Source organism: Amycolatopsis sp. lyj-109, from assembly GCF_046548995.1.
GTDB lineage: Bacteria > Actinomycetota > Actinomycetes > Mycobacteriales > Pseudonocardiaceae > Amycolatopsis.
In genome coordinates, this window is record NZ_JAJPWR010000002.1 from 327,663 (window position 1) to 352,638 (window position 24,976).

Genomic DNA, 24,976 nt, shown 5'->3' on the forward strand with positions numbered 1-24,976 from the left:
GAAAGCGGTTGACTCAGCCTGCCGACACGGCCGCGGACACCGCCGCGCGCAGGCGGGCGTGCAGGTCGCGGTGCCGCGAGCGGTCCACCCGCACCTCGACGACCCGCAGCCCCGGCGCGGGTTCCAGGGCCGCCCGGAACTCCGTCAGCGTCTCCGCGACGACGTGCGGGACCCGGTAACCGGCGCACAGCGCGCCCAGGTCGGCGCCGTGCGGGGTGCCGAAGACGCGCTCGAAGCTGGCCGCGTGCTCCGGCGCGCCCTGCTCCAGCAGCGAGAAGATGCCGCCGCCGTCGTCGTTGAGGATCACGATCGTCAGGTCGGGGCGCTGCTCGGCGGGCCCGGTCAGCAGCCCGGACGCGTCGTGCAGGAACGTGAGGTCGCCCAGCAGCGCGTAGGACGGGCCCCGGTGCACGTAGGCGGCGCCGATGGCCGTCGAGACCGTGCCGTCGATGCCCGCGACGCCGCGGTTGCGGTGCACGAGGACGTCCGGGCGCAGCCGACCGGCCAGCGCGACGTCCCGGGTCGGGTTGGACGAGCCGACGACCAGCAGCGAGTCCGGCGGCAGTGCGTCCACCAGCTCGGTGGCCACCCGCAATCCCGAAGGCCACGGCTCCGAAGCCAGTGTCTCGGCGACGGCGGAGGCGGCCGCCGCGTCGGCGCGGCGCCAGCTCGCCAGCCACTCCGGGTCGGCGGGTTTGGTCGGTTCGTCGAACCACTGCCCGACCTGCCGGACGTTGTGCGCGGGCGCCGGCCAGTCGGAGTCCGGCCGCACCAGCAGCACCTCGACCTCGGCGTCCGAGAGCACGTTCTGGATCTGCCGGAACACCGTCGGCCGCCCGAGGCAGAGCACCTGCTCGGGCTTGTGCCGCGAGATGAACTCCTCGACGCCCAGCAGCCACGCGCCGGACGAGATCGCCGTGCCGCCGGACAGCCCGATCCCGCCGGTTTCGGAGATCACCGGCCAGCCGTGCTGCTCGGCCCACTCGCTGGCCGCCTGGACGCCGGTGTCGCACGCGATCACCAGGCCGTGGCGCGCCGAGGGCACCACGAACGACGGCAGCGCGCCGAAGTCCGGCAGCTCGGTCCAGCGGGACCCGTCCGCGCGGCCGTCGAGTGATTCGTACCATTCGCCGGCAGCACCACTGTCGTCGAGGTCCGGCACGAGCGGCTCGCGGAACGGGATGTTCAGGTGCACCGGCCCGCAGCGCCACTCGCCGTAGGCCGCGTTCCAGGCCCGGCAGATCTGGCTGCGCCAGTACGAGTTCTGGCCGGCCCGCCGCTCGGCGACGGCCAGCTCGTCGAAGTAGCGGATCGCGTCGCCGTAGAGCTGGTGCTGGTCGATGACCTGCGACGCCCCCGCGGCCCGCAGTTCGGGCGGCCGGTCGGCGGTCAGCACGATCAGCGGGACGCCGGCCCGGTCGGCCTCCAGGACGGCCGGGTGGAAGTTCGCGGCCGCGGTGCCGGACGTGCAGAGCACGGCCACCGGGCGGCCGGTGCGGGCGGCGATGCCGAGGGCGAGGAACGCGGCCCCGCGCTCGTCGATGCGGACGTGCAGCTGGAGCTTCCCGGCCGCCGCCGCGTCATAGAGCGCGATCGACAGCGGCGCGTTGCGGGAGCCGGGGCAGAGGACGACGTGCGAAACGGTGTTGCGGACGAGTTCGTCGACGATGACCCTGGCCTGCGCGGTGGAAGGGTTCACCGGCAGGCCTCGCATCCATCGAGATCAGTTGAGTCCACAGGTCCTATCCTCGCAAACGTGGATGACGCCCGAGTTTCCGAGCTGTTCGACCCCGCCGCGTGGACCGAGGTCGAAGGGTTCGCCTTCACCGACATCACCTACCACCGTTCCGCTGAGAACCACGGCGGCAAACGCGTGGTGCGTATCGCGTTCGACCGTCCGGAGGTCCGCAACGCCTTCCGGCCGCACACCGTCGACGAGCTCTACCGGGCCCTCGACCACGCCCGGATGAGCGCCGACGTCGGCTGTGTCCTGCTCACCGGGAACGGCCCGTCGCCCAAGGACGGCGGGTGGGCGTTCTGCTCCGGTGGTGACCAGCGTATTCGCGGACGGTCCGGGTATCAGTACGCGAGCGGGGAGACCTCCGACACGGTGGACCCGGCGCGGGCCGGCCGGCTGCACATCCTCGAGTGCCAGCGGCTGATCCGGTTCATGCCGAAACCGGTGATCGCGGTGGTCCCGGGGTGGGCCGCGGGCGGCGGGCACTCCCTGCACGTCGTGTGCGATCTCACCCTCGCCTCGGCCGAGCACGCGAAGTTCAAGCAGACCGACGCCGACGTCGGCTCGTTCGACGGCGGCTACGGCTCGGCCTACCTGGCGAAGATGGTCGGGCAGAAGTTCGCCCGGGAGATCTTCTTCCTCGGCCGCGAGTACTCCGCCGAGCAGATGCACCGGATGGGGGCGGTCAACGCCGTCGTCCCGCACGCGGATCTGGAAAAAGAGGCTTTGACCTGGGCGTGGGAGATCACGCGCAAGTCGCCGACGGCGCAGCGGATGCTGAAGTACGCGTTCAACCTCACCGACGACGGCCTGGTCGGCCAGCAGCTGTTCGCCGGCGAAACCACCCGGTTGGCCTACATGCAGGACGAGGCCGTCGAAGGCCGTGACGCCTTCCTCGAGAAGCGCGACCCCGACTTCAAGGACGTCCCCTATTACTACTGAGCTGCTCCCGGTTCACCTCGACGGCTCGCCCGAAGCACTCGACGCCCTGACCAGAGCCGTCGCCGACGCGCTGGGCGGCGGCCCGGCGGTGTTGCCGTTCACCGACCCCGCGCTGCGCGACGCCATGGCGCCGGACGAGCCCGCCGAGCCGGGCACCGCCGTGGTCATCGCCACCTCGGGCTCGACCGGTGACCCCAAGGGCGTCCTGCTGTCGGCCCGCGCCCTGACCGCGTCCGCCGAAGCCACGCACGCCCGTCTCGGCGGGCCGGGGCACTGGCTGCTGGCGACGCCGGCGCACTACATCGGCGGGCTGCAGGTGCTGGTCCGGTCGCTGCTGGCCGGGACGACCCCGGCCCTGCTGACCGGCACCGGCTTCCGCCCGGACGACTTCGCCGCCGCGGCGGCCCGGCTGGAGGGCAGCCCGCGGTACACGGCGCTGGTGCCCACCCAGCTGGTCCGCCTGCTCGACGACGGCGGCGCGGGCCTGGCCGCGGCGAAGACGTTCGACGCGATCGTGGTGGGCGCGGCGACGACGTCGCCGGCCCTGCGGGAGCGCGCCGCGGACGCCGGGGTGCGGATCGTACCGGCGTACGGGATGAGCGAGACGGCCAGCGGCTGCGTCTACGACGGCGTCCCCCTCGACGGCGTCCGGGTCGACGTCGGCGGCGACCGGATCCGGATCGCCGGGGACGTCCTCGCGCACGGCTACCGGCGGCAGCCCGACCTGACCGCCGAGTCGTTCTCGGGCGGCTGGTTCACGACGTCCGACCGTGGGGTTCGTCACGAAGACGGCCGCATCGAGGTCCTCGGCCGGGCCGACGACATGATCAACACCGGCGGCGTGAAGGTGTCGGCGACCGCGATCGAGCGGTTCCTCTGCGCGCAACCGGGGGTGCGGGACGCCTGCGTCGTGGGCGTGCCCGACCCGGAGTGGGGCGAGGCCGTGGTGGCGCTGATCGTCCCGGAAGGTGAGCACGGCGACCTGCGCGCGGCCGTCCGCGCGGAACTGGGGGCGGCGTCGACCCCGAAGCGCATCGAGTTCGGCCCTGAGCTGCCGTTGCGCGGGCCGGGCAAGGTCGACCGGGCGGCGGTACGGACCCGCTTCCGGCGAATTTCGAGCGGCTGAATGGCGGCACTCCGTTGACACGCACAGGGTGCGCCAGCTTGGCTACTCACCATGACGCGCTGGCTCAGAACTGCACTCGTGGCCGCGGCCGTCACGCTGGGCGTATTGCTGCCCGCGGGCGCGGCTCTCGCCGACGGCGTCGACCCCAACAGCGGGTCGCTCGTCTGGCAGCTGCCGACCTCGGACTGACCGTGACATCCGGGGCTTCGCCCCGGGCCGGGGGCTCCGCCACCCGGAACCCCCGCAGGACTTCGCGGGTTCCGGCTCGCCGCTGATCACCATGGCGTTGAATAGCGCCATGGCGAGCTTGAGCGAGTGGATCGAAGGGGCCCGGCCGCGGACGCTGCCCAACGCGGTGGCGCCGGTGGTGGCGGGCGTCGGCGCGGCGATCGCGCTGGACGGGTTCTCCTGGTGGCGTTCGGTGCTGGCGCTGCTCGTCTCCCTCTCGCTGATCGTCGGCGTCAACTACGCCAACGACTACTCCGACGGGATCCGCGGCACGGACGAAAACCGCGTCGGCCCGCTGCGGCTGGTCGGCTCGGGCGTCGCCGCCCCCAAGGCCGTGCTGACCGCCGCGCTGATCTCGCTGGGCCTCGCCGGAGTGCTGGGGCTGGTCCTGGTGGCCGTCAGCGGGCGCTGGTGGCTGCTCGCGATGGGCGCAGTGTGCATCCTCGGCGCGTGGTTCTACACCGGCGGCAAGAAGCCGTACGGCTACTACGGCTTCGGCGAGATCGCCGTCTTCGTGTTCTTCGGCCTGGCCGGGGTGCTGGGCACGGTGTACGTCCAGGCGGGCCGGGTCAGCTGGGCGGCGCTCGCCTGCGCGGTCGCGGTCGGCTGCTTTTCGACGGCGGTCCTGACGGCCAACAACCTTCGGGACATCCCGACCGACATCGAGGCCGGCAAGCGCACCCTGGCCACCCGTCTGGGTGACAAGGGCACCCGGCGGCTCTACCTGGCGCTGGTCGCGATCCCCTACGTGATCAGCCTGTGGTTCATCTTCACCGGCTTTCCGACAACGCTGGCCTTGGTGACCATCTGCCTGCTGTTCCCGGCGGCGCGCGCGGTGCGCGGCGGGAAGACCGGGCGCGAGCTGATCCCCGCCCTGCGGGACACCGGCCTCGCCATGCTGGCGTGGGCCCTGTTCACCGCTATCGGCCTGAACATCTAGCGCTCCGGGGCGAACTTCCCGGTGTTCAGGAACTCCTCGAACAACGCCGTGTGCGGCGCGAGGTCCAGGTTCTGCCCGGCCAGCCACTCGTCGTTGTAGTAGGTGTGCGCGTACCGCTCGCCGCCGTCGCACAGCAGGGTGACGACGCTGCCCGCCTGGCCGTCCTCGACCATCCGGGAGATGAGCCGGAACGCGCCGTAGAGGTTCGTGCCGGTCGAGCCGCCCGCCCAGTGCCCGGTCCGCTCGCGCAGCAGCCGGATCGCCGCCAGGGACCCGGCGTCGGGGATCTGGAACATCTCGTCGATGACACCCGGCACGAACGACGGCTCGCAGCGCGGCCGCCCGATGCCCTCGATCCGCGACGGCATGCCGGTGCCGTAGTCCAGCGCCCCGGTCTCCCAGGCGCCGTAGAACGACGAGTTCTCCGGGTCGACGACGCAGACCTTCGTCGTGTGGCGCTTGTAGCGGACGTACCGGCCGAAGGTCGCGCTCGTGCCGCCCGTGCCCGCGCCGACGACGATCCACTTCGGGATCGGGTGGCGCTCCGAGCGCATCTGCGCGAACACCGACTCGGCGATGTTGTTGTTGCCGCGCCAGTCCGTCGCGCGCTCGGCGTAGGTGAACTGGTCGAGGTAGTGCCCGCCGCACTCGGCCGCGAGCCGCTCGGCCTCGGGGTACATCGCCGGGGCCTCGTCGACGAAGTGACATTCGCCGCCGTAGAACTCGATGAGCGCGACCTTCTCCTGAGACGTGCGCCGCGGCACGACGGTGATGAACCGCAGCCCCAGCATCCGGGCGAAGTAGGCCTCGGACACCGCGGTCGAGCCGCTGGAGGCCTCGACGAGCACGGTGTCCGGCCCGATCTGGCCGTTGACCAGCCCGTAGAGGAACAGCGACCGGGCCAGCCGGTGCTTCAGCGAGCCGGTCGGGTGGACCGACTCGTCCTTGAGGTACAGGTCGATGCCCCACTCCGGGGGCAGCGGGAAGACGTGCAGGTGCGTGTCGGCGCTGCGGTTGGCGTCGGCCTCGATGATCCGGACGGCCTCGCGGACCCAGCTGCGGCTGTGGCTCATTCGGACTGCCCGGCGGCGTCGCCACGCAGCTGCGCGCGCAGCTCGGCCCGGGCCCGGGCCCGCTTCTCGTTACGCTTCGCCAGCCCGGCGGTCACGCGGGCGTTGAGCGGGCGGAACAGCAGCAGGCCGAGCGGCAACCCGACGACCAGGCCGATCAGCAGGGCGACCAGCAGCGGCACCCCGGTCAGGGACAGCCCCCACGCGATCGCCCCGACCAGCACGAACCGCGCCAGCAGGTACAGCGTCAGGTCACGGGCCAGCTGCGGAGGCTTCTCGTCGCTCACATCAACGCAGGCTACGCCCCGCCCGGCCGGTCCTTCTGCAGGCCCGCGTTGTTCGGGCGGCCCTCGAACCGCGTCGAGAGCACCACGGTGGTGTTCGTCCGCCCGACGCCGGGGATGCGGCGCAGCCGGCCGAGCGTGCGCTCCAGCTCGTCGACGGTCGACACCCGCACCTTGACGACGAACGCCTCGTCGCCGGCCACCGCGTAGCAGCTCTCGACCTCGTCGAGCTCGGCGAGCGCGTCGGCGACGTCGTCCTCCGTGGCCGTGTCGGTCGGGTGGATGCTGACGAGGGCGGTGACGCCGAGGCCGACCGAGCTCGGGTCGACGACCGCGTGGTAGCCGGTGATCACCCCGGCGGCCTCCAGCTTGCCCACGCGCTCGTGCACCGACGACGCGGACAGCCCGACGGCTCGTCCGAGGTCGGCGTAGGTGGCCCGTCCGTTGATGCGCAACGCTGCGATGATCTTCCGGTCCAACTGATCCACAGGATCACTCTATGCGGTTGGACAATCCCCCATTGGCACCACGCCTCACCGCCGGTGGCCAAGGCCCCGCCGTCTCCGCACGTCAGGTCACCGGAGGGTAGTTGCCGACGGTAAACAACCTGTCCGTTTTGACCTTTAAGGGCTCTTTACTCGGAGACAACCGTTCGAGTACCTGGCGGGTGAAGTGCAACGATTGCCTTGTTGGCTACCCCGGCGCGACGGGCAGAAGGGCTCGGACGCCTCCCGGTATAGCAGTGAGCTCGTTAAGGAGGCGGAAAATGACCGCGACGATGAGCGGACGCCTGCTCACCCCAGGCGAAGTGGCCGCGCTGTTCCGAGTGGACCCGAAGACGGTGACGCGGTGGGCGACCGCGGGCCGCATCGGCTCGATCCGGACTCCCGGCGGGCACCGGCGGTTCCGGGAGGCCGAGGTGAACGATCTCCTCGCCGAGCTGACCACCGACGCCAGCGAACCGGCGCGCACCGCCTGAACCATCCGGACGCCAGGGCCGTGTCGGGTACGGGAACCACCCCGTCCCCGGCACGGCCTTCGTGCTTTTCCGGACCGGCTTCAGGCCCATCACACGGCCGGAGCGGTTAACCTCGGGGGACAGGCAGCCATACGGAAGGATCCGGCATGCTCGCTCTGCTCGCAGCGGTCGGCGCGCTGGTCGTCGCCCTGCTCTTGTGGCGGTCGTTCGCCGGCCAGCGGATCGGGGTGCCGTCGACTCCGCGCCGCGCCCCGCTCGCCCCGGACGACGACCCCGACTTCCTGCGCCAGCTGGCCGAACAACAGCGCAAACGCCGGGACGAAGACCTCTAGGAACCCTTTACCTTCTGCCGCGGCCGGTCGTGAGTGGTAATTCGGGTTAGAACCCGAATTACCACTCACGAGCTGGTCAGCGGTAGCCCTGGGAGAGCGGGGTGGCGAAGCCGTCGGCGACGGTGGCCGCCAGCTCCAGGAGCGCGAGGCGGGTGTCGCCGGAGAGGCGGTCCAGCTCGATCTCGGCGCCTTCCTCCAGGTGCGGGTCGAACGGGACCTTGCAGACCGCCCGGACCTTCGCGCCGAAGTGCGCCGACAGCTTGTCGAGGTCGACCGAGCCGCCCTTGGGCCGGACCGAGTTGATCACCGCCACCGAGCGCTTGACCAGCTCGCCGTAGCCGTGGGCTTCGAGCCAGTCCAGCGTCGCCGAGGCGCTGCGGGCGCCGTCGACCGAGCCGGACGAGACCACGACCAGCGCGTCCGCGACGTCCAGGACGCCCTTCATCGCCGAGTGCATCAGGCCGGTCCCGCAGTCGGTGAGCACGATGTTGTAGAAGTGCTCCAGCAGGTTGATCGTGCGCCGGTAGTCACCCTCGGAGAAGGCCTCCGACACGGCCGGGTCCTGCTCGCTGGCCAGGATCTCCAGCCGGCTGGAGCCCTGGGACGTGTACGACCGGACGTCGCTGTAGCGGGTGATGCGGGCGGCATCACGCAGCAGGTGGCGGACCGTCGCGGTCGTCTCCAGCGGGATCTTCTGCGACAGCGTGCCGCGGTCCGGGTTGGCGTCGACGGCGACGACGCGGTCACCGCGCAGGGACGCGAACGTCGAGCCCAGCGTCGTGGTCACCGTGGTCTTGCCGACGCCGCCCTTGAGCGACAGCATCGCGATCTTGTAGCACCCGCGCAGCGGCTGGTTGACGCGGGCGATGAGCTCGCGGCGGCGGGTGTCCGCCGGGCTCTCCCCCGGGTTGACCAGCTTCCCAGAACCGACGTAGAGCGCCTTGCGCCAGCCGGACTGCGGGGGCCGCCGGGTCTGCTTGACCAGGTGCGCGGTCGACAGGTCGTGGCCGTGGCCCGGCTGCTGCGGGGCCGCGTGCCTGCCGCCCTGAGGCTGCGGCAGCCCGGACGACGGCTGTTGCTGCGGGTACTGGGCGTGGGCCTGGTACTGCTGCGCCGGGTCGCCGTACTGCGGCTGCAGCGGCGGGAGGTTCTGGTCATAGCCGTAAGGCACCTGGTGCGGCCCCGACACGGCGGGGTTGACCTGGTGCGGGCCGGACACCGCCGGGTTGGGCGGCGGCGCCACCGCCTGCGTCGGCTGCAGGTCGAACGCACCCGACGTCTCGGGGTGCGGATGCGAATCCGTCCGATCGTCGGTGAACAGGCCCGGCTGCACCGCGGCAGCTTCAGCCTGTTCGGGGTGGCCAGGAGCCGATTCTTCGCTGGGTCCGGTCACCGGTGAAAACCTCCGCGCACTCCGCCTGACACATCAGTCCCCCGATGTCGACGGTAGTCGGCGGACGCGCGGGATGCTCAGCCCACCCCGGCGTAGGAGTGCAGGCCGACCGAGACCAGGTTCACGAAGAACAGGTTGAAGATCATCGCGGCGAACCCGACGATGTTGATGATCGCGGCCCGCGCCCCGCGCCAGCCCGCGGTCGCCCGCGAGTGCAGGTAGGCCGCGTAGACGACCCAGGCGATGAACGCGCAGGTCTCCTTGGGGTCCCAGCCCCAGAACCGGCCCCACGCCGACTCGGCCCAGACCGCGCCGCAAAGCACGCCGAAGGTGAACACCGGGAAGGCGAAGATGGTGGTCCGGTAGGCGATCCGGTCGAGGACGTCGGCCGCGGGCAGCTTCGGGGCGAACCGGGCGAACTTGGTGTTGTCCTTGTCGTAGGCCGCGCGGAACAGGTAGAGCACGCTCGCGACGCCCGGCACGAGGAAGACGCCGGAGCCGATGATGGCCGCCGCGACGTGGATGACCAGCCAGTACGACTGCAGCGCGGGCTGCACCGGCGCCGCGATCGTGTACAGCAGCGTGCCGTTGATGAACATCAGGATCACGACGGGCAGCAGCAGGAAGCCGGTGAGGTGCCGGACCGGGAACTTCCACAGCACGATCAGCCAGGTCAGCACCGTGATGAAGGTGACGGCCATGCCGTACTCGTACATGTTGCCCCACGGCGCGCGGTGCACGGCGAGCCCGCGCAGCACGATCGCCGTCAGCTGCAGCAGCGCGCCGAGCACGAGCAGTGCCGCGCCCATCCGGCCGATCCGCTCGGGGCGGCCGACCTCGCGCTGCGCGGCCGGGAGCTCCTCGACGGGCGGGCCGCCGGCGCCGACGAGCTCGCGCGCCCGCAGCTTGGCGCGCTCGGTGGCGAGCCGGCCCTTGGCGCCGAAGCCCTGCTCGATCAGGGTGAACATCAGCGCGACGACGTAGATCGCCGCGGCGGTGGTGTACAGCCAGTCGCTGTAGGTCGACAGCGTCTCGTTGATCGGCATGCCTCAGCCCTTCTGCCCACTGATCAGGCGTTCACTCACCCGGTGGAACTCTTCGCCGTATCCGGCCTGGTCGGTGCGGGCCAGCCCGGCGACCTCGATCACGGTACCCGGGTCGGCCGGCGTTCCCGGCGTCACCCGCACCCACAGCCGGCGGCGCTTGACCAGCAGGGACGCGCCGAGGCCGAGGAACATCGCGACGGCGAAACCGAGCACGAACCCCTGCGTCGGGTCGTGGGAGACCTGCAGCGAGACCCACTGGTCGACGCCGTCGAAGCGGACCTTCGTGCCGTCGTCGAGCTTGATCTCCTCGCCGACCTTCAGGTTCTGCCGGGCGACCTTCTTCAGCCTGCCGTCGTCGATCAGCGACTGGTCGACCTCGAAGACGGACTGGCCGCGTCCGGCGTCGAGGCCGAGGTCACCGCGCAGGACGTCGACCGCGACGGCCGGGTCGCCCGCCTCGGGCGCCGACGACGTCAGGACGTTGCCGTGCAGGAACGCCGTCGGGGCGAACAGCCCGGTGATGGCCAGCTGGCGGGTCCGCCGCTGCACCTCGTCGGTGACGCCGGGCTGGTCGAACTTGGTCGCGCCCTCGGCGAGCATCGTCGACGGGTCGACCGTGCGCCACTGCGTGTTCTGGGTGCGCTGCGAGCCGTCCGGGAAGGTGACCGTGAACTTCGGCGAGTAGCCGTGCCCGAGCAGGTAGACGCGGTCGCCGGCGGTGCGCAGCGGCGAGTTGACCTCGAGGCCGTACGGGCGCCAGGTGTTCGTCTCCAGATCCGCGCCGGACTGGTACTGGATGTTCGAGTGGTAGTAGTCGGGCTGGCCGGAGTCGGTGTAGCGCGCGGTGAAGTCGTTCACCTTCACGCAGAACGGGTTCAGGTCGGTGCCGTCGACGCGCAGGCCCGCGTTGAAGGAGTCGTAGTTGTAGATGCCGGAGTTGCAGAAGCTGTCGCCGTCGGCCTGGACGATGACCTGGCCCTCGTAGCTGTAGAGCTTGCCGAGGGCGAAGAACACGATCAGGCCGAGCATGCTGAAGTGGAAGAGCAGGTTGCCGGTCTCGCGGAGGAACCCGCGTTCGGCCGAGATCGTGCGGACGCCGTCGGCTTCTTCGCGCTCGACGCGGCGCCAGCCGGAGAGCCGCTGGTGGGCGGCGGCGATCTCGGCGGTGACGTCGGTCTTGCCCCGGCCGAGCCGGTAGTGCGGCATCCGGGCCAGGTTGCGCGGGGTCAGCACGGGCTTGGCCCGCATCGCCTTGACGTACTCGAAGCTGCGCGGGGTCAGGCAGCCGATGAGCGAGATCATCAGCAGCAGGTAGATCGCCGAGAACCAGATGCTGGAGTAGACGTCGTAGAACTCGAGCTTGTCGAGCAGCGTCCCCCACCAGCCGTGGGCGGTGATGTACTCGGCGACCTTGGGCGCGTTGAGCTTCCGCTGCGGCAGGAGCGCGCCCGGCAGGGCGGCCAGCGCCAGGAGGAACAGCAGGACGAGCGCGGTGCGCATCGACGTCAGGCCGCGCCAGGTGTTGCGCAGGAAGGCGAACGTCCGATTGGCGGGCGTGGGACCCTTCGGGGCGACCGGCGGCGCTTCGGTGGTCGTCACAGCGGCAGCTCCAGGTTGACCGCGAGCTCGTTGCGGAGCCAGCCCATCAGATCTCCCCAGACGCCGGTGACCAGCAGGATGCCGACGATCATCAGCAGCACGCCGCCGAAGATCTGCACCTGGTGGCCGTGCCGGCGAACCCAGTCGGTGGCGCGCACGGCCCAGCGAGCGCCGAGCGCGATGAGCAGGAACGGCAACCCGAGGCCGAGGCAGTAGACGGCGATCAGCACGTACCCGCGAACTTCGGCGCCACCGGTCGCGCTGGCCATCGTCATGACCGCGGACAGGGTGGGGCCGATGCAGGGCGTCCAGCCGAGCCCGAAGATCGCGCCGAGCAGCGGGGCGCCCCAGATCCCGCCGCGCGGGACGTGGTGCGAGCGCACCTCGCGCTGCAGGCCGGGGATCCAGCCGAGGAACACCAGCGCCATGGCGATGGTGAGCACGCCGCCGAAGCGCTGCAGCAGGTCCTGGTTGAGCGTGAGCGTGGTGGTCAGCCAGACGAGCGTGCCGAACGTGCCGACGAAGACGACGGTGAACCCGAGCACGAACAGCAACGCGGCCCCGACGACGGCCCACCGCCCCTGCTTGCGCTCCTCATCGGCGCTGACCGCGGGCGCCTCGGCGCCGACGAGCGCGGCGAGGTACGCGAGGTACCCCGGCACGAGCGGCACCACACAGGGCGAGGCGAAGGAAATCGCTCCGGCCAGCAGCGCGACACCCGCGGCGAGCAGCAGCGGTCCGGAGATCGCCAGCTCGGTCACGGAGTTCACTCCGTTGAGGGTAGGCAGTGAGGTCCCGGTGAGAACGCCGGGGCCGCTTCACAGGACCTCGGTCACAGCAGTTCAGGACCTTCGTCCCGGCTGTCCCGTCCCGAGCGCCCCAAGGCGGCCTTCGGTGCGTCTGACGCACCCAAGGCGGCCTTCGGTGCGTCAGACGCAACCAAGGCCGCCTTGGGGCGCTTGGGCACCGGAGGTCAGAAGTGCACCTCGACGCACGGACGGCCGATCAGGTTGTGACCGCCACCCGCCTGCTCCCAGCCTTCGACGCAGAGCACCGACCCGTTCGGCAGGTCGCGGCCCGGGTAGATCTTGAACCCCGAGAAGTTCCAGGTCGCCGTCCTGCTGTTGATGTCGATCCCGCCGCCGTAGATGCGGAAGTGGCCGTAGAAGCTGTCGCCGTGCGTGGTGCGGGCCAGGATCGAGTTGACCCGCAGCCCGCTGCCGTCCACCTCGATGCAGCTCCGGACGTTGCAGCCGCCCGCGGACGCGAGGGCGGGCGCGGCCATCACCGTGGTGGCGGCGGCCGCGACCAGCGCGGCGGCAGCGATCTTCTTGAGCATGGGTCCTCCCCTTGGTCTGCCTAAATGATCAAGGAGAAACTTAGCCGAGAAACTGCCCGGGTCGGTTGAAAACCGGCAAAAGCCCCCGATCGCGGTCAAGCTTCCGCGGTCAGCCGCTGCGCCACCGGGAGCAGGTCCTGGGCCAGCACCGGCCGCAGGAACACCGCCGCCACCCGGTGCTGCTTGTCCAGCACGATCGTCGACGGGATGATGTTGCGCGGGTAGCCGCTCAGCTTGAGCAGCACCCGGCCGTCCGGGTCGTAGATCGACGGGTACGTCAGCTCCCGGTCCCGGACGAAGTCCTGGGCCACCTCGCGCGCCGGGTCGCGGACGTCGATGCCCACCACCTGGACGCCCTGCTTGGCCAGCGACTCCATCTCCGGCGCCTCCGTGCGGCACGGCCCGCACCACTGGCCCCACAGGTTCAGGACGACGACCTTGCCCGCGAAGTCCGCCAGCGACAGCTGCTTGCCCTCGTTCATCAGGTCTTCGCCGGCCAGGACCGGGGCCGTCTGGCGCTGGGCGACGTCGTAGGTGATGTCGACCTTGCCGCCCGGGGAGACGAAGCTGAAGCTGCTTCCCTGCACCACCGCGTCCTTGCCCGTGCTGCAGCCCGCCAGGGCGAGCGCCGCGACCAACCCCACGACCAGCCGTTTCATGCCCCGGTCACCTTCGGGTCGGTGGCGCCCGCGGGCTCGCTGTAGACGATTTCGCGCAGCTCGTCGCCGTCGAAGACCAGGCTGGTCAGCGAGGCCAGCGAGCACTGGCGACGGCGCGGGTCGTGCCACAGGCGCTTGCCCTCGAGGAACCGCCGCAGCGTCCAGATCGGCAGCTGGTGCGACACGCAGAGCGCCTCGTGCCCGTCGGCCGCCTCCCGGGCCCGGTGGACCGCGCCGAGCATCCGGTGCGCGATTTCGAGGTACGGCTCACCCCACGACGGCTTGAACGGGTTGACCAGCTTCGGCCAGTGCTTCGGCTCGCGCAGCGCGCCGTCGCCGACCGCCACCTGCAGGCCCTCGAACTGGTTGCCCGCCTCGATCAGGCCCTCGTCGGTGGCGATGTCGAGCCGGTGCGCGGCGGCGATCGGGGCCGCCGTCTCCTGCGCCCGCTGCAACGGTGACGCGACGACGTGCACGAGGTCGTGGGCAGCAACAGCTTCGGCGACCGTCAGCGCCTGCCGCTGCCCGCGCTCGGAGAGCCGGTAGCCCTCGAGCCGGCCGTACAGGATCTTCTCGGGGTTGTGCACTTCGCCGTGCCGCAGCATGTGGACGACGGTGGTCACTGGACAGCTCCGGCCGCCGCGCGCGCCGCCGCGGGCAGAGCCGCTTCGATCACGGAGAACGCTTCGTCGTCCATGGCCGCGTTGACGAACCAGGCCTCGTACGCGCTCGGAGGCGCGTACACGCCGCCATCGAGCAACGCGTGGAAGAACGGCGGGAAGCGCCACGTCTCGGACGCCTGCGCGCCCGCGTAGTCGCGGACCGGCGTCTCCCCGAAGAACACGCTCACCAGGTTGCCCGCGTACTGGACGTGGTGCGCAACCCCGGCTTCACCCAAAGCGGCGCGGAAGAGGTTGCCCAGGCGTTTGGCGTTGGCGTCGAGCGCCGCGTACACGGCATGGTCGGCCGCACGCAGCGTCGCGAGGCCCGTGGCGACCGCGACGGGGTTCCCGGACAGCGTCCCGGCCTGGTAGACCGGCCCGCCCGGGGCGAGTTTGGCCATCACGTCGGCGCGGCCGCCGAAGGCCGCCGCGGGCAGCCCGCCGGACATCACCTTGCCGAACGTGTAGAGGTCACCGGCCACGCCTTCGAGACCGAACCAGCCCGCGTGCGAGACGCGGAACCCGGTCATCACCTCGTCCATGATCAGCAGCGCGCCGTGCTCGTGGGCGATCTCGCGCAGCCCCGCGTTGAAGCCGTCGATGGGCGCCACCGCGCCCATGTTCCCGGCCGCCGCCTCGGTGATCACCGCGGCGATCTCCCCCGGGTTGTCCACAAAGGATTTCCGGACCGCGTCGAGGTCGTTGTAGGGCAGCACCAGCGTGTCCGAGGCCTGGGCGCCGGTGACACCCGGCGACGTCGGCAGCCCGAGCGTCGCGACGCCGGAGCCGGCCTGCGCGAGCAGTGCGTCGACGTGACCGTGGTAACACCCGGCGAACTTCACGATCTTCGACCGCCCGGTGAAGCCCCTGGCCAGCCGGATCGCGCTCATCGTGGCCTCGGTGCCCGAATTGACCAGGCGGACCCGCTCGACCGGCGCGACCCGGCCGATGATCTCCTCGGCCAGCTCGACCTCGCCGATCGTCGGCGTGCCGAACGAGAGCCCGGACGTCGCCGCCGTGCGAGCCGCCTCGACGACCGCCGGGTGCGCGTGGCCCAGGATCATCGGGCCCCAGGACGACACCAGGTCGACGTAGCGGTTGCCGTCGGCGTCCCACAGGTGCGGGCCCTCGCCGCGGACCATGAACCGCGGGGTACCGCCGACCGAGTTGAACGCCCGCACCGGCGAATTCACCCCGCCCGGGATGGCCGCCTTCGCTCGTTCGAACCATGCCTTGGACTGCTCGGTTCCAGTGCTCACGGGTCCATCCTCGCAAACCCGCCTAGGATGGCGGGCAGCCGCCCGGGAGGGGAACAGCCGGTGACCGAACGCGCCCCGCACCGCAACCAGTGGCTGATGCTGGCCGGGTTCCTGGGCGTCGTCGCCGTGGTGGCCGTGGTCGGCGGCCTGGCCGCGACGTCGGCGAGAGAGGTCTACGCGCGGCTCGAGCAGCCGCCGTGGGCGCCGCCCGCGTCCCTGTTCGGTCCGGTGTGGACGGTGCTGTACGTCACCATCGCGGTGGCCGGCTGGCTGTACTGGCGGACGGACGGCGAAACGCGCGGCTTCGCCGCCTACGGCATCGGCCTGCTGTTCAACCTGCTCTGGACGCCGTTGTTCTTCGAGGGCGGCGCGGCCAGGGTCGCCCTGGCCGACATCATCCTGCTGGACGTCGTCGTGGTGGTGACGATCGTCCTGTTCGGCCGCCGGTCGAAGGCCGCCGCCGCGCTGCTGGTGCCCTACCTCGCCTGGATCCTCTACGCGACGGCGCTCAACACCGCGATCATCGTCCTCAACTAGCGCCCGGCCTCCTGGGTGATGGCCTGCGCGGTCACCGTCCCGTCACTGCCCGCCTGGCCCTGGACGACGACCGTCGCGCCCGGCTTGAGGTCCGCCAGCTTGCCCTGCTGGGTCACCCCGACCGTGGTCGAGTCCGATGTGGACACCTTGACGTCGGTGCCCTGCGCGGTCTTGACGTAGACGGTGGTGCCGTCGACGCGGTCGACGGTGCCCGTGGTGCCACGGCCGCCGCGGGACCCGCCCTGCTGGCCGGTGCCGCCCTGCTGGCCGGTGCCGCCCTGAGTGCGGGCCTGCGTCCCGCCGGCGGTGCCGCTCGGGCGCGCGGACGTGGTGGAGCCGAACGCCGCGTGCGTCCAGACACCGCCACCGAACGCGATCGCGAGCACGACGAGCCCGGCGAGCACCAGCGTGGTGCGCGAAAACGGTTTCGCGGCGTGGCGCATTTCGGCGTTCAGGTCACCGTCGACGGCCGGCCTGGCGACGATCTGTTCCGCAGTCGGCTCCAAAGGGGCACTTTCACGTGAAAGTGCCGCCTCCTGGTGGGCACTTTCACGTGAAAGTGCCCGGTCGGCGGAGGAAGGCATGGGGACTCCTATTCGTGACGCAGGGCCTCGATGGGCCTCAGTTTGGCGGCGCGGTTCGCCGGGAAGCTGCCGAAGAACAGCCCGATCAGGGCGGACACCGCGAAGGCGAGCAGGATCGACGAGGGCACCACGACGGGCTTGATCCCGGAGATGGTGAACCGGCTGCCGATCAGCCCGATCGCGACGCCGAGCAGCCCGCCGAACAGGCTGAGCATGGTCGCTTCGGCGAGGAACTGGCCGAGGATGGCCGAGCGCGGGGCGCCGATGGCCTTGCGGATGCCGATTTCGCGGATCCGCTCGGTCACCGTGACCAGCATGATGTTGGTGACGCCGATGCCACCGACCAGCAGCGAGATCGCCGCGACCGCCGCCAGCAGCACGGTGAACGTTTCGGTCGCCGACGTCCGGGTGGCGAGCAGCTGCTCGGAGTTCTGGATCTGGTAGTCCGGGGTGCCGCCGAGCCGGATGCCGTGGCGGGCGTTGAGGATCGCGGTGATCTCGGACTGGGCCAGCGAGACGGAGTCCGCGCTGGTGGCCTGGACGGCGATCTGGCTGAGGCTGCCGTACCCGGCGAGGGAGTTCTGGACCGCCGAAATCGGGGCGATGGCGACGTCGTCGGCGTTCTGGAGGCCGGTGCTGCCCTTGGCCTGCAGCACCCCGATCACGGTGAACTGGATGCTGTTCAGCAGCACGTTCTTGCCGACCGGGTCGGTGGTTGCGAAGATCGACTCCGCCGTCGTCGGGCCGAGCACGACGACCTTCCGCGCGGCCGTGACGTCCTCGCTGGTGAACAGCTGCCCCTCGGCGAGCTCGCGGTTGGTCGTGGTGAAGTACGCGGGTTCGGTGCCGGCGACGCTGGAGATGTCGTAGGACGTCTGCCCGTAGGTCGCGGTCGCCGTCGTGTTGACCACCGGTGACGCGGCCTTGACGTCCGGCGCGCCGACGGGGTCGACGAGGGCGTGCGCGTCCTGCACGGTCAGCGGCCGCGCCGACGCGCCCTGCCCGCCGCCGCGGGCCGGGGAGACGTTGACGACGTTGGTGCCGAGCCCCTGGATGCTGGCCGCGATGGCCGCCGACGCGCCGTTGCCGACCGCGACCAGCAGGATCACCGCGGCGACGCCGATGGTGATGCCGAGCGTGGTGAGGGCCGAGCGCAGCTTGTTCGCGGTGAGCCCGCGCACCGCGAACCGCAGGATTTCGAGGAGGTTCACGAGACCGCCCCCACCGCGCGCGTCACTTCGTCCGACACGATGAGCCCGTCGTCGACCCGGACGACGCGGTGCGCGTGCTCGGCGACCTCGTCCTCGTGCGTGATGACGACGATGGTGCGGCCGAGGGAGTTGAGCCGGTCGAACACGCCGAGGACGTCCGCGGTGCTGCGCCGGTCGAGGTTGCCGGTCGGCTCGTCGGCCAGCAGCATCGCCGGGCCGGTGACCAGCGCCCGCGCCACCGCGACGCGCTGGATCTGGCCGCCGGAGAGCTCGCTCGGGAGGTGCTTGGCCCGGTCGGACAGCCCCACCATTTCCAGCGCCGCGAGCGCGCGACGGCGGCGCTCCGACCGGCGGAGTCCACTGTAGATCAGCGGTAATTCCACATTGGACAACGCCGAGGTCCTGGGCACCAGGTTGAACGACTGGAAGATGAAGCCGATCTTCCGGTTGCGCAGCAACGCCAGCTGCCGTTCGTTCAGCTTTCCGACGCCGAACCCGTCCAGCAGGTACCGGCCGGACGTCGGTACGTCCAGGCAGCCGAGCATGTTCAGCAGCGTCGACTTCCCCGAGCCGGACGCGCCCATGATCGCGACGTACTCGCCGGGCCACACGGTGAGGTCGACGCCGCGCAGCGCGTGCACCGCCGTCTCACCGGCCCCGTAGGTCTTGCGCAGCGCGGAGACCGCGATCACCGGGTTCATCCGCGTCCGCCGAAACCGCCGCCGCCGGTGCCGGTGCCGCGCTGGCCGCCACCCGGGAAGCCGCCCGTCCCGCCGCCGGGGAAGCCGCCGGTGCCGCCCGTGCCTCCGGTGCGTCCGGTTCCGCCGGCGGTCCCGGTCGAAGCGGTCGCGGTGAGCACGACGTTCTCGCCCTCGGTCAGCCCGGAGGTGATCTGGACCGTCGACTCGCCGCGCAGCCCGACCTGCACCTGGCGGGTGACGTTCTGCCCGTTCTCCTGCACGGTGACGAGGTTGGTGCTGCCGACGGTCTGCACCGCCGCGGCCGGCACGCTCAGCGCGTCGTCCGCCTCGGCGACGGTGATCACGACGCTCGCCGACTGGCCGGGCCGCAGCCCGTCCGGCGGGCTGGTCAGGGCCAGCTGCGCGCCGTAGGAGACGACGCTGCCACTGGTGGTCGGGGTCAGGTTGATGCTCGACACGGTGGCCTGGATCGGCTTGTCCGGCAGCGCGTTGAGGGTCACCGTGGCCTTCTGGCCCGCCTTGACCTTGCTGACGTCGATCTCCGCGACCGAGGTGTTGACGACCAGGCCGGTCAGGTTCGTGATGGTGATGAACCCGCTGCTACTGGATGACGAAGACGCGGCCGAGCTGGAGTTCGACGACGAGCCCTGGCCACCCTGGCCACTACCGCTGCTGCTCGACGACTGGCTCGTGGCCGAGGAGCCGCTGGAGGACTGTTGCCCGACGGCGCCGCTGACGGCGGTGACCGTGCCGGCGCCGGGTGCGTAGAGCACCGTGTTGTCGAGCGCCTGCTGCGCGGTCTGGACGTCGAGCTGGGCCTGGTCGAGCTTCGCCTGCGCCGAGGTGACGTTGTTCGCCGCCGTCTGGGCGCTGTTCTGGCTGTTCTGGTTGTTCTGTCCGGTGGCCGGGGTGTCTTCGGCCGTCTCGGCGGTGTCGAGGCCGTTCTGCGCGACGGCGAGGTTCGCCTTCGCGACTTGAAGCTGCTTCGCCGCCTGGGTGCTGTCGACGGTGGCGAGCTTCTGCCCGGCGCTGACGACGTCACCGACCTTGACGTCGATCGAGGTGACCTTGCCGGCCGTCGCGAAGTTCGCCGCACCGGTGTAGCTGCTGGCGAGGGTCCCGGCCGCGGAGACGGTCTCGGTGACCGTCGCCCGGCGGACCGGGGTGCTGCGCGACTGCGCCTGCGCCGAGCTCGGTTCCGGGCCGAATGCCTGATATATCCCGAATCCCGCCCCGGCCAGCAGTACGACCAGAGCTCCGTTGATCACCCATGCCTTCGAGGCACGCACGCGCGTCATGCGGCAAACTTTGGTGCCGCCGCTTAGCAATGAACTGTTCGTTGCCTGTGCGCCAGCTGTGTATCAGGCCTTGGTCTTGGGCCTCCGCGCACGGATGGCGAGCGAGAGCTGACGCACCGCGTCGACCAGCAGCAGCGCGACCACGGTGCCGAGCCCGATGGCGGCGGCGAGCAGCCCGCCGAAGTAGCGGTGCGATTCGAGCACGGCGCCGTCGTCGGTCCGGGTGACCACGGTGGCGACGCTGTCGTGCCAGCACAGGTAGGCCACCCAGCCGGCGAGCCCGGCGAGCAGGACCTCCACGACGGCGACGAGCGTCCGCCACGGCTTGTGCAGCCGCGCGGACGGGCCGGGTTCTTCCGGCGGCCAGAGCTCGGCGCCGGTGGGCTGCGGAAGGTCGATCACGATTCCGATTTTCTCATGCTTCGCGCGGTGTCGCCCGGACGAGCCGGTCCAGCGCGTCCTGCAGCGCCTCGACGTCCTTCGCCCACGCCAGCACCACCGTGCCGTCCGCCAGCTTCACCGGCAGCTCGTCGTACTTCCGCGGCACCGACCAGCCCCCGCCCAGGACCCGCGCCCCCACCGGCGTCCCGACGTCCGTCACCGAAGCGATCTGCGCGGCCGGCACCTGCTCCCGGCCCTGCCGCAGCTGCTCGGTCGTGACTTCCAGCGAGAGGAACCGGCGGCGCGCGTACACCCACGGCATCGTGATGACGCACAGCGCGAACCCGACCATCAGCCAGCCCACCACGTGCACCGGGCCACCCGTCACGAGCTCGGCCAGCGCGCCCACCAGCGCGAACACCGGGCCCCAGCCGATCGCCGCCCAGCTCACGCCGGACTCGGCGTAAAGCCTCACAGCTTCTTGCCGACCTTGGGGAAGTAGCCGCTCACCGAAGGCAGGTACAGCAGCACCAGCGCGATCACGAACAGCAGCACCGCGACCAGCGTCAGGTACGTCAGGACCGGCGCGAAGGTGAAGATCAGCAGCACCATCACGATCGGCAGGACGGTGAGCACCGTCCGGGCCGAGCGGGTGCCTTCGCGGGCCTTGTACGCGAACAGCAGGAACAGCAGGGTGAACACGGCCGACCCGACGAGGAGGAACCACAGCATCGCCGTGACGCCGTCCGCGATCATCTGCGGGGTGATCTTCGGGTCCTTCGTGCCCTCGACGTACCGGGCGATGACCGCGGACTTGCCCGCCATCAGCTGGACGTACCCGAGGATCAGCACCACACCGCCGGCCAGCCACAGCCAGAACGACACGGCCACCGGGCGCGGCGGGGTCACCTTGGGCGCCTTCTCGCCGGGGAGCACCGGGTCGGGCGACCGGCCCTGTTTGCGCCGTTCGTCGTCGGTCAGACCGGTGAGGTCCTCTTTGTCTTCCACGCGTGGACTCTAACGGGTCAGTCCAGCCAGGCAGCGGCTTCCGTGGCCCAGTAGGTGAGGATCATGTCCGCACCCGCCCGGCGGATCGACGTCAGCACTTCGAGGACCGTCCGCTCGCGGTCGAGCCAGCCGTTCGCCGCGGCGGCCTCGACCATCGCGTACTCGCCCGAGATGTTGTACGCCGCCACCGGCACCGGGGAGATGTCCGCCGCCGCCTTGATGACGTCCAGGTAGGCCAGCGCGGGCTTGACCATGATCATGTCCGCGCCCTCGGCGAGGTCCAGCTCGATCTCGCGCAGCGCCTCGCGGCCGTTGCCCGGGTCCTGCTGGTAGGTCTTGCGGTCGCCCTTGAGCTGCGAGTCGACGGCCTCGCGGAAGGGGCCGTAGAACGCGCTGGCGTACTTCGCGGAGTAGGCGAGGATCGCCGCGTCCTTGTGGCCGACCTCGTCGAGCGCCCGGCGGATGACGCCGATCTGGCCGTCCATCATCCCGCTCGGCCCGAGCACGTGCGCCCCGGCTTCGACCTGCGCGATGGCCATCTGGGCGTAGACGCGCAGGGTGGCGTCGTTGTCGACCCCGCCGTCGGCGTCCAGGACACCGCAGTGGCCGTGGTCGGTGAACTCGTCGAGGCAGGTGTCGGCCATCAGCACGGTGGCGTCACCGAGCTCCTGGCGCAGGTCGCGCAGGGCGACGTTGAGGATGCCCTTTTCGTCGACGGCTCCGGAGCCCTCGGCGTCGCGCGTGGCCGGGATGCCGAACAGCATCAGCCCGCCGACGCCGGCGTTGACCGCGTCGACGGCGGCCTTCCGCAGCGTGTCACGGGTGTGCTGGACGACGCCGGGCATGCTCGAGATCGGCCGCGGCGCGTCGATCCCTTCGGCGACGAACATCGGGAGGATCAGCTGGCGTGGCCGCAGCGTCGTTTCGCCCACCAGCCTGCGCATGGCCGGGGTGGTGCGAAGCCTGCGGGGACGATGCTCGGGGAACACCCCTCCAAGTTACTCCCGATCGGTGAACGCCCGGCCGCCGACCCGCGAGGCCGAAAAGCCGTGAAGGCCACCTTCAGGAACTTGAAGTTCCTCAAGGTGGCCTTCACGAACTACGGCCTCAGGAGCGGCGGGCCCGCTTCGCCTTGCGCGGCGGCGGCAGCGCACCCTCGGCGCGCAGCCGGGCGGCGTGCTCGGCGAGGGCGTCCACCAGGTGCGGGACGTCGGCCTTCTCCGGCTGGACGTCGACCCGGAGCCCGAACTCCACCGCGGTCTCGGCGGTCTTCGGGCCGATGCACGCGACCAGCGTGCGGGTGTGCGGCTTGCCGGCGATGCCGACCAGGTTCCGCACGGTCGAAGACGAGGTGAAGCAGACCGCGTCGAAACCGCCGGTCTTGATCATCTCGCGGGTGTCGGCGGGCGGCGGGGCGGCCCGGACGGTCCGGTAGGCCGTCACGTCGTCGATCTCCCAGCCGCGCTCGCGCAGGCCGGCCGACAGCGTTTCGGTGGCGATGTCGGCCCGCGGCAGCAGCACGCGGTCGACCGGGTCGAGCACGTCGTCGTACGGCGGGAACTCGGCCAGCAGGCCCTCGGACGACTGCTCCCCCGACGGGATCAGCTCCGGGATGATGCCGAACGAACGCACCTTCGCCGCGGTCGACTCACCCACACAGGCGATCTTCACGCCGGAGAACGCACGAGCATCGAGCCCGAACTCCTCGAACTTCTCCCACACCGCGCGGACCGCGTTGGTGGAGGTGAAGACGATCCACTGGTAGCGGCCGTCGACCAGGCCCTTGACCGAGCGCTCCATCTGCGCCGGGCTGCGGGGCGGCTCGACCGAGATGGTCGGCACCTCGTGCGACGTCGCGCCGTGGCCGCGCAGGCGCTCGGCCATCTCGCCGGCCTGCTCCTTGGTGCGCGGCACCAGGACCTTCCAGCCGTACAGCGCGCGCGACTCCCACCACGACAGCTTCGAGCGCTGCCCGGCGGCCTGGCCGATCGTGACGATCAGCGGCCCGACGAGCTCGCCGGCGTCGTTCGCCACCTTCTCGAGCGTGGTGTCGAGGGTGCGCTGGGTGTTGATGGTGCCGTTCGCGGTGACCGCGACCGGGGTCGACGCCGGGACGCCGTTGCCGGTCAGCGCCGACGCGGCCTCGGCCAGGTGCGCCGACGTCGCGTGCAGCACCAGCGGGCCGGGCGCGGCGGCCAGGGCCGCCCAGTCGACGTCGCCGCGGACGTCTACCTCGGTGTGCGTGCCGCCCAGCGCGACGCCCGCGTACGCCGGGACGGCCGCGGCCGGGGAGACACCCGGGATGACGTCGAACACGGCACTCGTGCGCGCGACCGCCTGGACCTCGGCCACCACGGCCGGGGTGGTCAGCGGGTCGCCCGCGACCAGGCGCAGCACCAGCCTGCCGGCCTTGGCCTCGGTGGTCAGGTCCTTGGCGACCTCGGTGGCCTCGCCGACGGCGGGCCGGACCTCGGCGCCCTCGGCGGCCATGGCGAGCACGGACTGCGGCACGTCGGGGTCGGTCACCACGACCTCGGCCTTGGTGAGCAGTTCCTGGGCGCGGACGGTGAGCAGGCCGGCGTCGCCGGGCCCGGAGCCCACGAAGGCTACGCGCCCGGTGGTCTTTCGCGCGGGGGTCATCTGTGCGTTTCTCCTCTTGCGGCGGCCGTGCGGGATCGCCCGGCCACAGGTCTCCTACGTTCGGATGTGTGACGCCCAGGTCACTCGGCGGGACCGGAGAGTGCTCCGGCCCCTAGGTCCAGCAGCTCGGCGGCCAGGTCCTTGCCCAGCTGGGCGGCCTGGTCCAGGTCTGCCAGCGCGATGGCCCGGACCATGTCCACCGCGCCGTTCTCGCCTTCCGCGGCAGCGGTGCCGCGCAGTGAGATCCGTTCCACGACCTTGCCCTCGGCGTCGAGATCTTCGACGATCTCGGCGAGCGCACCCACCGGCGCGCTGCACCCCGCCTCGAGCGCGGCCAGCAAAGCCCGCTCGGCCGTCACCGCGGCCCGCGTGCTCTCGTCGTCCAATGTGGACCGGAGCAGCTGCTCGAGGTCCACGTCGGCGGCCCGGCACTCCACCGCCAGCGCCCCCTGTGCGGGCGCGGGCAGCATCTGGATCGGGTCGAGGGTCTCGGTGATCGCCTCGGCCCGGCCGATCCTGGCCAGTCCGGCACGCGCGAGCACCACGGCATCGAGCTCGCCGTCGGAGACCTTGCGCATGCGGGTGTCGATATTGCCGCGAATCGGCACGATTTCCAAACCGAGACCCAGCGCATGCAGCTGCGCGGTGCGCCGCGGGGAGCCCGTGCCCACCTTCGCGCCGGGCAGCAGCTCGCCGAGCGTCAGCCCGTCGCGCGCGACCAGCGCGTCCCGCGGGTCCTCGCGCGGCGGCACGGCGGCCAGCGTGATGCCCGGTTCGGGGGCGGTCGGCAGGTCTTTGTACGAGTGGACGATGACGTCGACCTCGTTGCGCTGCAACGCCTCCCGCAGCGCCGACGTGAAGACGCCGACCCCGATCGTGGGAATCGGTGCGGAGGACTGGTCACCGGGCGTGGTCACCTTGACGATCTCGACCTCGGCGCCGGTGGCGCGCAGGGCGTCGGCGACGGTCCCGGTCTGGGCGAGCGCGAGCTTCGAACCGCGCGTACCCATGCGAATGACT

General features: G+C 71.2%; 29 protein-coding genes. 7 read left to right on the forward strand and 22 right to left on the reverse strand.

The features are described 5' to 3' along the window. Positions 1–13 precede the first annotated feature (13 nt). Positions 14–1,699, reverse strand: a complete 1,686-nt coding sequence (gene menD, locus ACLJQF_RS05240) for a 2-succinyl-5-enolpyruvyl-6-hydroxy-3-cyclohexene-1-carboxylic-acid synthase (protein ID WP_410607055.1) — start codon at positions 1,697–1,699, stop codon at positions 14–16. A 57-nt stretch (positions 1,700–1,756) separates the two neighbouring features. Between menD and ACLJQF_RS05245 the strand changes: the two genes are divergently transcribed. The 4 genes from ACLJQF_RS05245 to ACLJQF_RS05260 all read left to right on the forward strand — a co-directional run bounded on the left by ACLJQF_RS05245 (position 1,757) and on the right by ACLJQF_RS05260 (position 4,974). Beyond that, entirely contained in the window at positions 1,757–2,680 is a 924-nt protein-coding gene (locus tag ACLJQF_RS05245) for a 1,4-dihydroxy-2-naphthoyl-CoA synthase (RefSeq protein ID WP_410607056.1), read from the forward strand. A 1-nt stretch (position 2,681) separates the two neighbouring features. Then, on the forward strand, positions 2,682–3,806 hold the full coding sequence (gene menE / locus ACLJQF_RS05250; RefSeq protein WP_410607451.1) for an o-succinylbenzoate--CoA ligase: 1,125 nt from the start codon (positions 2,682–2,684) through the stop codon (positions 3,804–3,806). A 51-nt stretch (positions 3,807–3,857) separates the two neighbouring features. Then, on the forward strand, positions 3,858–3,995 hold the full coding sequence (locus ACLJQF_RS05255; RefSeq protein ID WP_410607057.1) for a hypothetical protein: 138 nt from the start codon (positions 3,858–3,860) through the stop codon (positions 3,993–3,995). Between the two features lie 109 nt (positions 3,996–4,104). Further along, the gene (locus ACLJQF_RS05260) at positions 4,105–4,974 is read left to right on the forward strand and encodes a 1,4-dihydroxy-2-naphthoate polyprenyltransferase (protein WP_410607058.1); all 870 of its coding nucleotides are present in this window, start codon (positions 4,105–4,107) and stop codon (positions 4,972–4,974) included. Here ACLJQF_RS05260 and ACLJQF_RS05265 read toward each other — a convergent pair. Genes ACLJQF_RS05265 through ACLJQF_RS05275 form a run of 3 tightly spaced genes read right to left on the reverse strand, consistent with a single transcriptional unit; the run spans position 4,971 to position 6,816 of the window. Continuing rightward, entirely contained in the window at positions 4,971–6,047 is a 1,077-nt protein-coding gene (locus ACLJQF_RS05265) for a PLP-dependent cysteine synthase family protein (RefSeq protein WP_410607059.1), read from the reverse strand. The genes ACLJQF_RS05260 and ACLJQF_RS05265 overlap by 4 nt on opposite strands. Then, positions 6,044–6,331 carry a DUF4229 domain-containing protein gene (locus ACLJQF_RS05270; protein ID WP_410607060.1) on the reverse strand — a complete coding sequence of 96 codons (288 nt, stop codon included), beginning with the start codon at positions 6,329–6,331 and terminating at the stop codon, positions 6,044–6,046. Before ACLJQF_RS05270 ends, ACLJQF_RS05265 begins: the two co-directional genes overlap by 4 nt. Positions 6,332–6,342: 11 nt before the next feature. Next, entirely contained in the window at positions 6,343–6,816 is a 474-nt protein-coding gene (locus ACLJQF_RS05275; protein WP_191311466.1) for an Lrp/AsnC family transcriptional regulator, read from the reverse strand. Positions 6,817–7,094: 278 nt separating this feature from the next. Here ACLJQF_RS05275 and ACLJQF_RS05280 point away from each other — a divergent pair, with 278 nt between their 5' ends. Further along, complete coding sequence (locus tag ACLJQF_RS05280; RefSeq protein WP_410607061.1) at positions 7,095–7,307, forward strand: BldC family transcriptional regulator; 213 nt, start codon at positions 7,095–7,097, stop codon at positions 7,305–7,307. 146 nt (positions 7,308–7,453) lie between these two features. Further along, positions 7,454–7,639 carry a hypothetical protein gene (locus ACLJQF_RS05285; protein WP_013222436.1) on the forward strand — a complete coding sequence of 62 codons (186 nt, stop codon included), beginning with the start codon at positions 7,454–7,456 and terminating at the stop codon, positions 7,637–7,639. Positions 7,640–7,715: 76 nt separating this feature from the next. Here ACLJQF_RS05285 and ACLJQF_RS05290 read toward each other — a convergent pair whose 3' ends face one another. The 8 genes from ACLJQF_RS05290 to hemL form a co-directional block, all read right to left on the reverse strand. After that, positions 7,716–9,032 carry an AAA family ATPase gene (locus ACLJQF_RS05290; RefSeq protein WP_410607062.1) on the reverse strand — a complete coding sequence of 439 codons (1,317 nt, stop codon included), beginning with the start codon at positions 9,030–9,032 and terminating at the stop codon, positions 7,716–7,718. Positions 9,033–9,109: 77 nt separating this feature from the next. Further along, a complete protein-coding gene (gene ccsB / locus ACLJQF_RS05295) occupies positions 9,110–10,078 on the reverse strand; it encodes a c-type cytochrome biogenesis protein CcsB (protein WP_410607063.1) in 969 nt (322 codons plus the stop codon). A 3-nt stretch (positions 10,079–10,081) separates the two neighbouring features. Next, positions 10,082–11,677, reverse strand: a complete 1,596-nt coding sequence (locus ACLJQF_RS05300; RefSeq protein WP_410607064.1) for a cytochrome c biogenesis protein ResB — start codon at positions 11,675–11,677, stop codon at positions 10,082–10,084. Next, positions 11,674–12,447: a cytochrome c biogenesis CcdA family protein gene (locus tag ACLJQF_RS05305; RefSeq protein WP_410607065.1), complete on the reverse strand. Its 774-nt coding sequence runs from the start codon at positions 12,445–12,447 to the stop codon at positions 11,674–11,676. The genes ACLJQF_RS05300 and ACLJQF_RS05305 overlap by 4 nt, the downstream gene beginning before the upstream one ends. 203 nt (positions 12,448–12,650) lie before the next feature. After that, entirely contained in the window at positions 12,651–13,016 is a 366-nt protein-coding gene (locus ACLJQF_RS05310; protein ID WP_410607066.1) for a hypothetical protein, read from the reverse strand. Between the two features lie 95 nt (positions 13,017–13,111). Next, positions 13,112–13,675 carry a redoxin domain-containing protein gene (locus tag ACLJQF_RS05315; RefSeq protein WP_410607067.1) on the reverse strand — a complete coding sequence of 188 codons (564 nt, stop codon included), beginning with the start codon at positions 13,673–13,675 and terminating at the stop codon, positions 13,112–13,114. Then, the gene (locus ACLJQF_RS05320) at positions 13,672–14,298 is read right to left on the reverse strand and encodes a histidine phosphatase family protein (RefSeq protein WP_410607068.1); all 627 of its coding nucleotides are present in this window, start codon (positions 14,296–14,298) and stop codon (positions 13,672–13,674) included. Before ACLJQF_RS05320 ends, ACLJQF_RS05315 begins: the two co-directional genes overlap by 4 nt. After that, on the reverse strand, positions 14,295–15,596 hold the full coding sequence (gene hemL, locus ACLJQF_RS05325; RefSeq protein WP_410607069.1) for a glutamate-1-semialdehyde 2,1-aminomutase: 1,302 nt from the start codon (positions 15,594–15,596) through the stop codon (positions 14,295–14,297). The genes ACLJQF_RS05320 and hemL overlap by 4 nt, the downstream gene beginning before the upstream one ends. Positions 15,597–15,656: 60 nt before the next feature. Here hemL and ACLJQF_RS05330 point away from each other — a divergent pair, with 60 nt between their 5' ends. After that, complete coding sequence (locus ACLJQF_RS05330) at positions 15,657–16,133, forward strand: TspO/MBR family protein (RefSeq protein WP_410607070.1); 477 nt, start codon at positions 15,657–15,659, stop codon at positions 16,131–16,133. Here the strand turns inward: ACLJQF_RS05330 and ACLJQF_RS05335 are convergent. The 10 genes from ACLJQF_RS05335 to hemC form a co-directional block, all read right to left on the reverse strand. Then, the gene (locus ACLJQF_RS05335) at positions 16,130–16,639 is read right to left on the reverse strand and encodes a hypothetical protein (protein ID WP_410607452.1); all 510 of its coding nucleotides are present in this window, start codon (positions 16,637–16,639) and stop codon (positions 16,130–16,132) included. The genes ACLJQF_RS05330 and ACLJQF_RS05335 overlap by 4 nt on opposite strands. An 86-nt stretch (positions 16,640–16,725) precedes the next feature. Then, positions 16,726–17,928, reverse strand: a complete 1,203-nt coding sequence (locus ACLJQF_RS05340) for an ABC transporter permease (RefSeq protein WP_410607071.1) — start codon at positions 17,926–17,928, stop codon at positions 16,726–16,728. After that, a complete protein-coding gene (locus tag ACLJQF_RS05345) occupies positions 17,925–18,629 on the reverse strand; it encodes an ABC transporter ATP-binding protein (protein WP_410607072.1) in 705 nt (234 codons plus the stop codon). Before ACLJQF_RS05345 ends, ACLJQF_RS05340 begins: the two co-directional genes overlap by 4 nt. Continuing rightward, the gene (locus ACLJQF_RS05350) at positions 18,626–19,927 is read right to left on the reverse strand and encodes an efflux RND transporter periplasmic adaptor subunit (RefSeq protein ID WP_410607073.1); all 1,302 of its coding nucleotides are present in this window, start codon (positions 19,925–19,927) and stop codon (positions 18,626–18,628) included. The genes ACLJQF_RS05345 and ACLJQF_RS05350 overlap by 4 nt, the downstream gene beginning before the upstream one ends. Positions 19,928–19,990: 63 nt before the next feature. Continuing rightward, the gene (locus tag ACLJQF_RS05355) at positions 19,991–20,329 is read right to left on the reverse strand and encodes a hypothetical protein (protein WP_410607074.1); all 339 of its coding nucleotides are present in this window, start codon (positions 20,327–20,329) and stop codon (positions 19,991–19,993) included. 13 nt (positions 20,330–20,342) lie between these two features. Next, the gene (locus tag ACLJQF_RS05360) at positions 20,343–20,783 is read right to left on the reverse strand and encodes a hypothetical protein (RefSeq protein WP_410607075.1); all 441 of its coding nucleotides are present in this window, start codon (positions 20,781–20,783) and stop codon (positions 20,343–20,345) included. Beyond that, positions 20,780–21,316, reverse strand: a complete 537-nt coding sequence (locus tag ACLJQF_RS05365) for a hypothetical protein (protein ID WP_410607076.1) — start codon at positions 21,314–21,316, stop codon at positions 20,780–20,782. The genes ACLJQF_RS05360 and ACLJQF_RS05365 overlap by 4 nt, the downstream gene beginning before the upstream one ends. Before the next feature lie 17 nt (positions 21,317–21,333). Next, positions 21,334–22,305 carry a porphobilinogen synthase gene (gene hemB / locus ACLJQF_RS05370; RefSeq protein WP_410607077.1) on the reverse strand — a complete coding sequence of 324 codons (972 nt, stop codon included), beginning with the start codon at positions 22,303–22,305 and terminating at the stop codon, positions 21,334–21,336. A gap of 118 nt (positions 22,306–22,423) precedes the next feature. Then, positions 22,424–23,956 carry a uroporphyrinogen-III synthase gene (locus tag ACLJQF_RS05375; protein WP_410607078.1) on the reverse strand — a complete coding sequence of 511 codons (1,533 nt, stop codon included), beginning with the start codon at positions 23,954–23,956 and terminating at the stop codon, positions 22,424–22,426. Positions 23,957–24,036: 80 nt separating this feature from the next. Further along, entirely contained in the window at positions 24,037–24,966 is a 930-nt protein-coding gene (gene hemC / locus ACLJQF_RS05380; protein WP_410607079.1) for a hydroxymethylbilane synthase, read from the reverse strand. Positions 24,967–24,976: the final 10 nt, after the last annotated feature.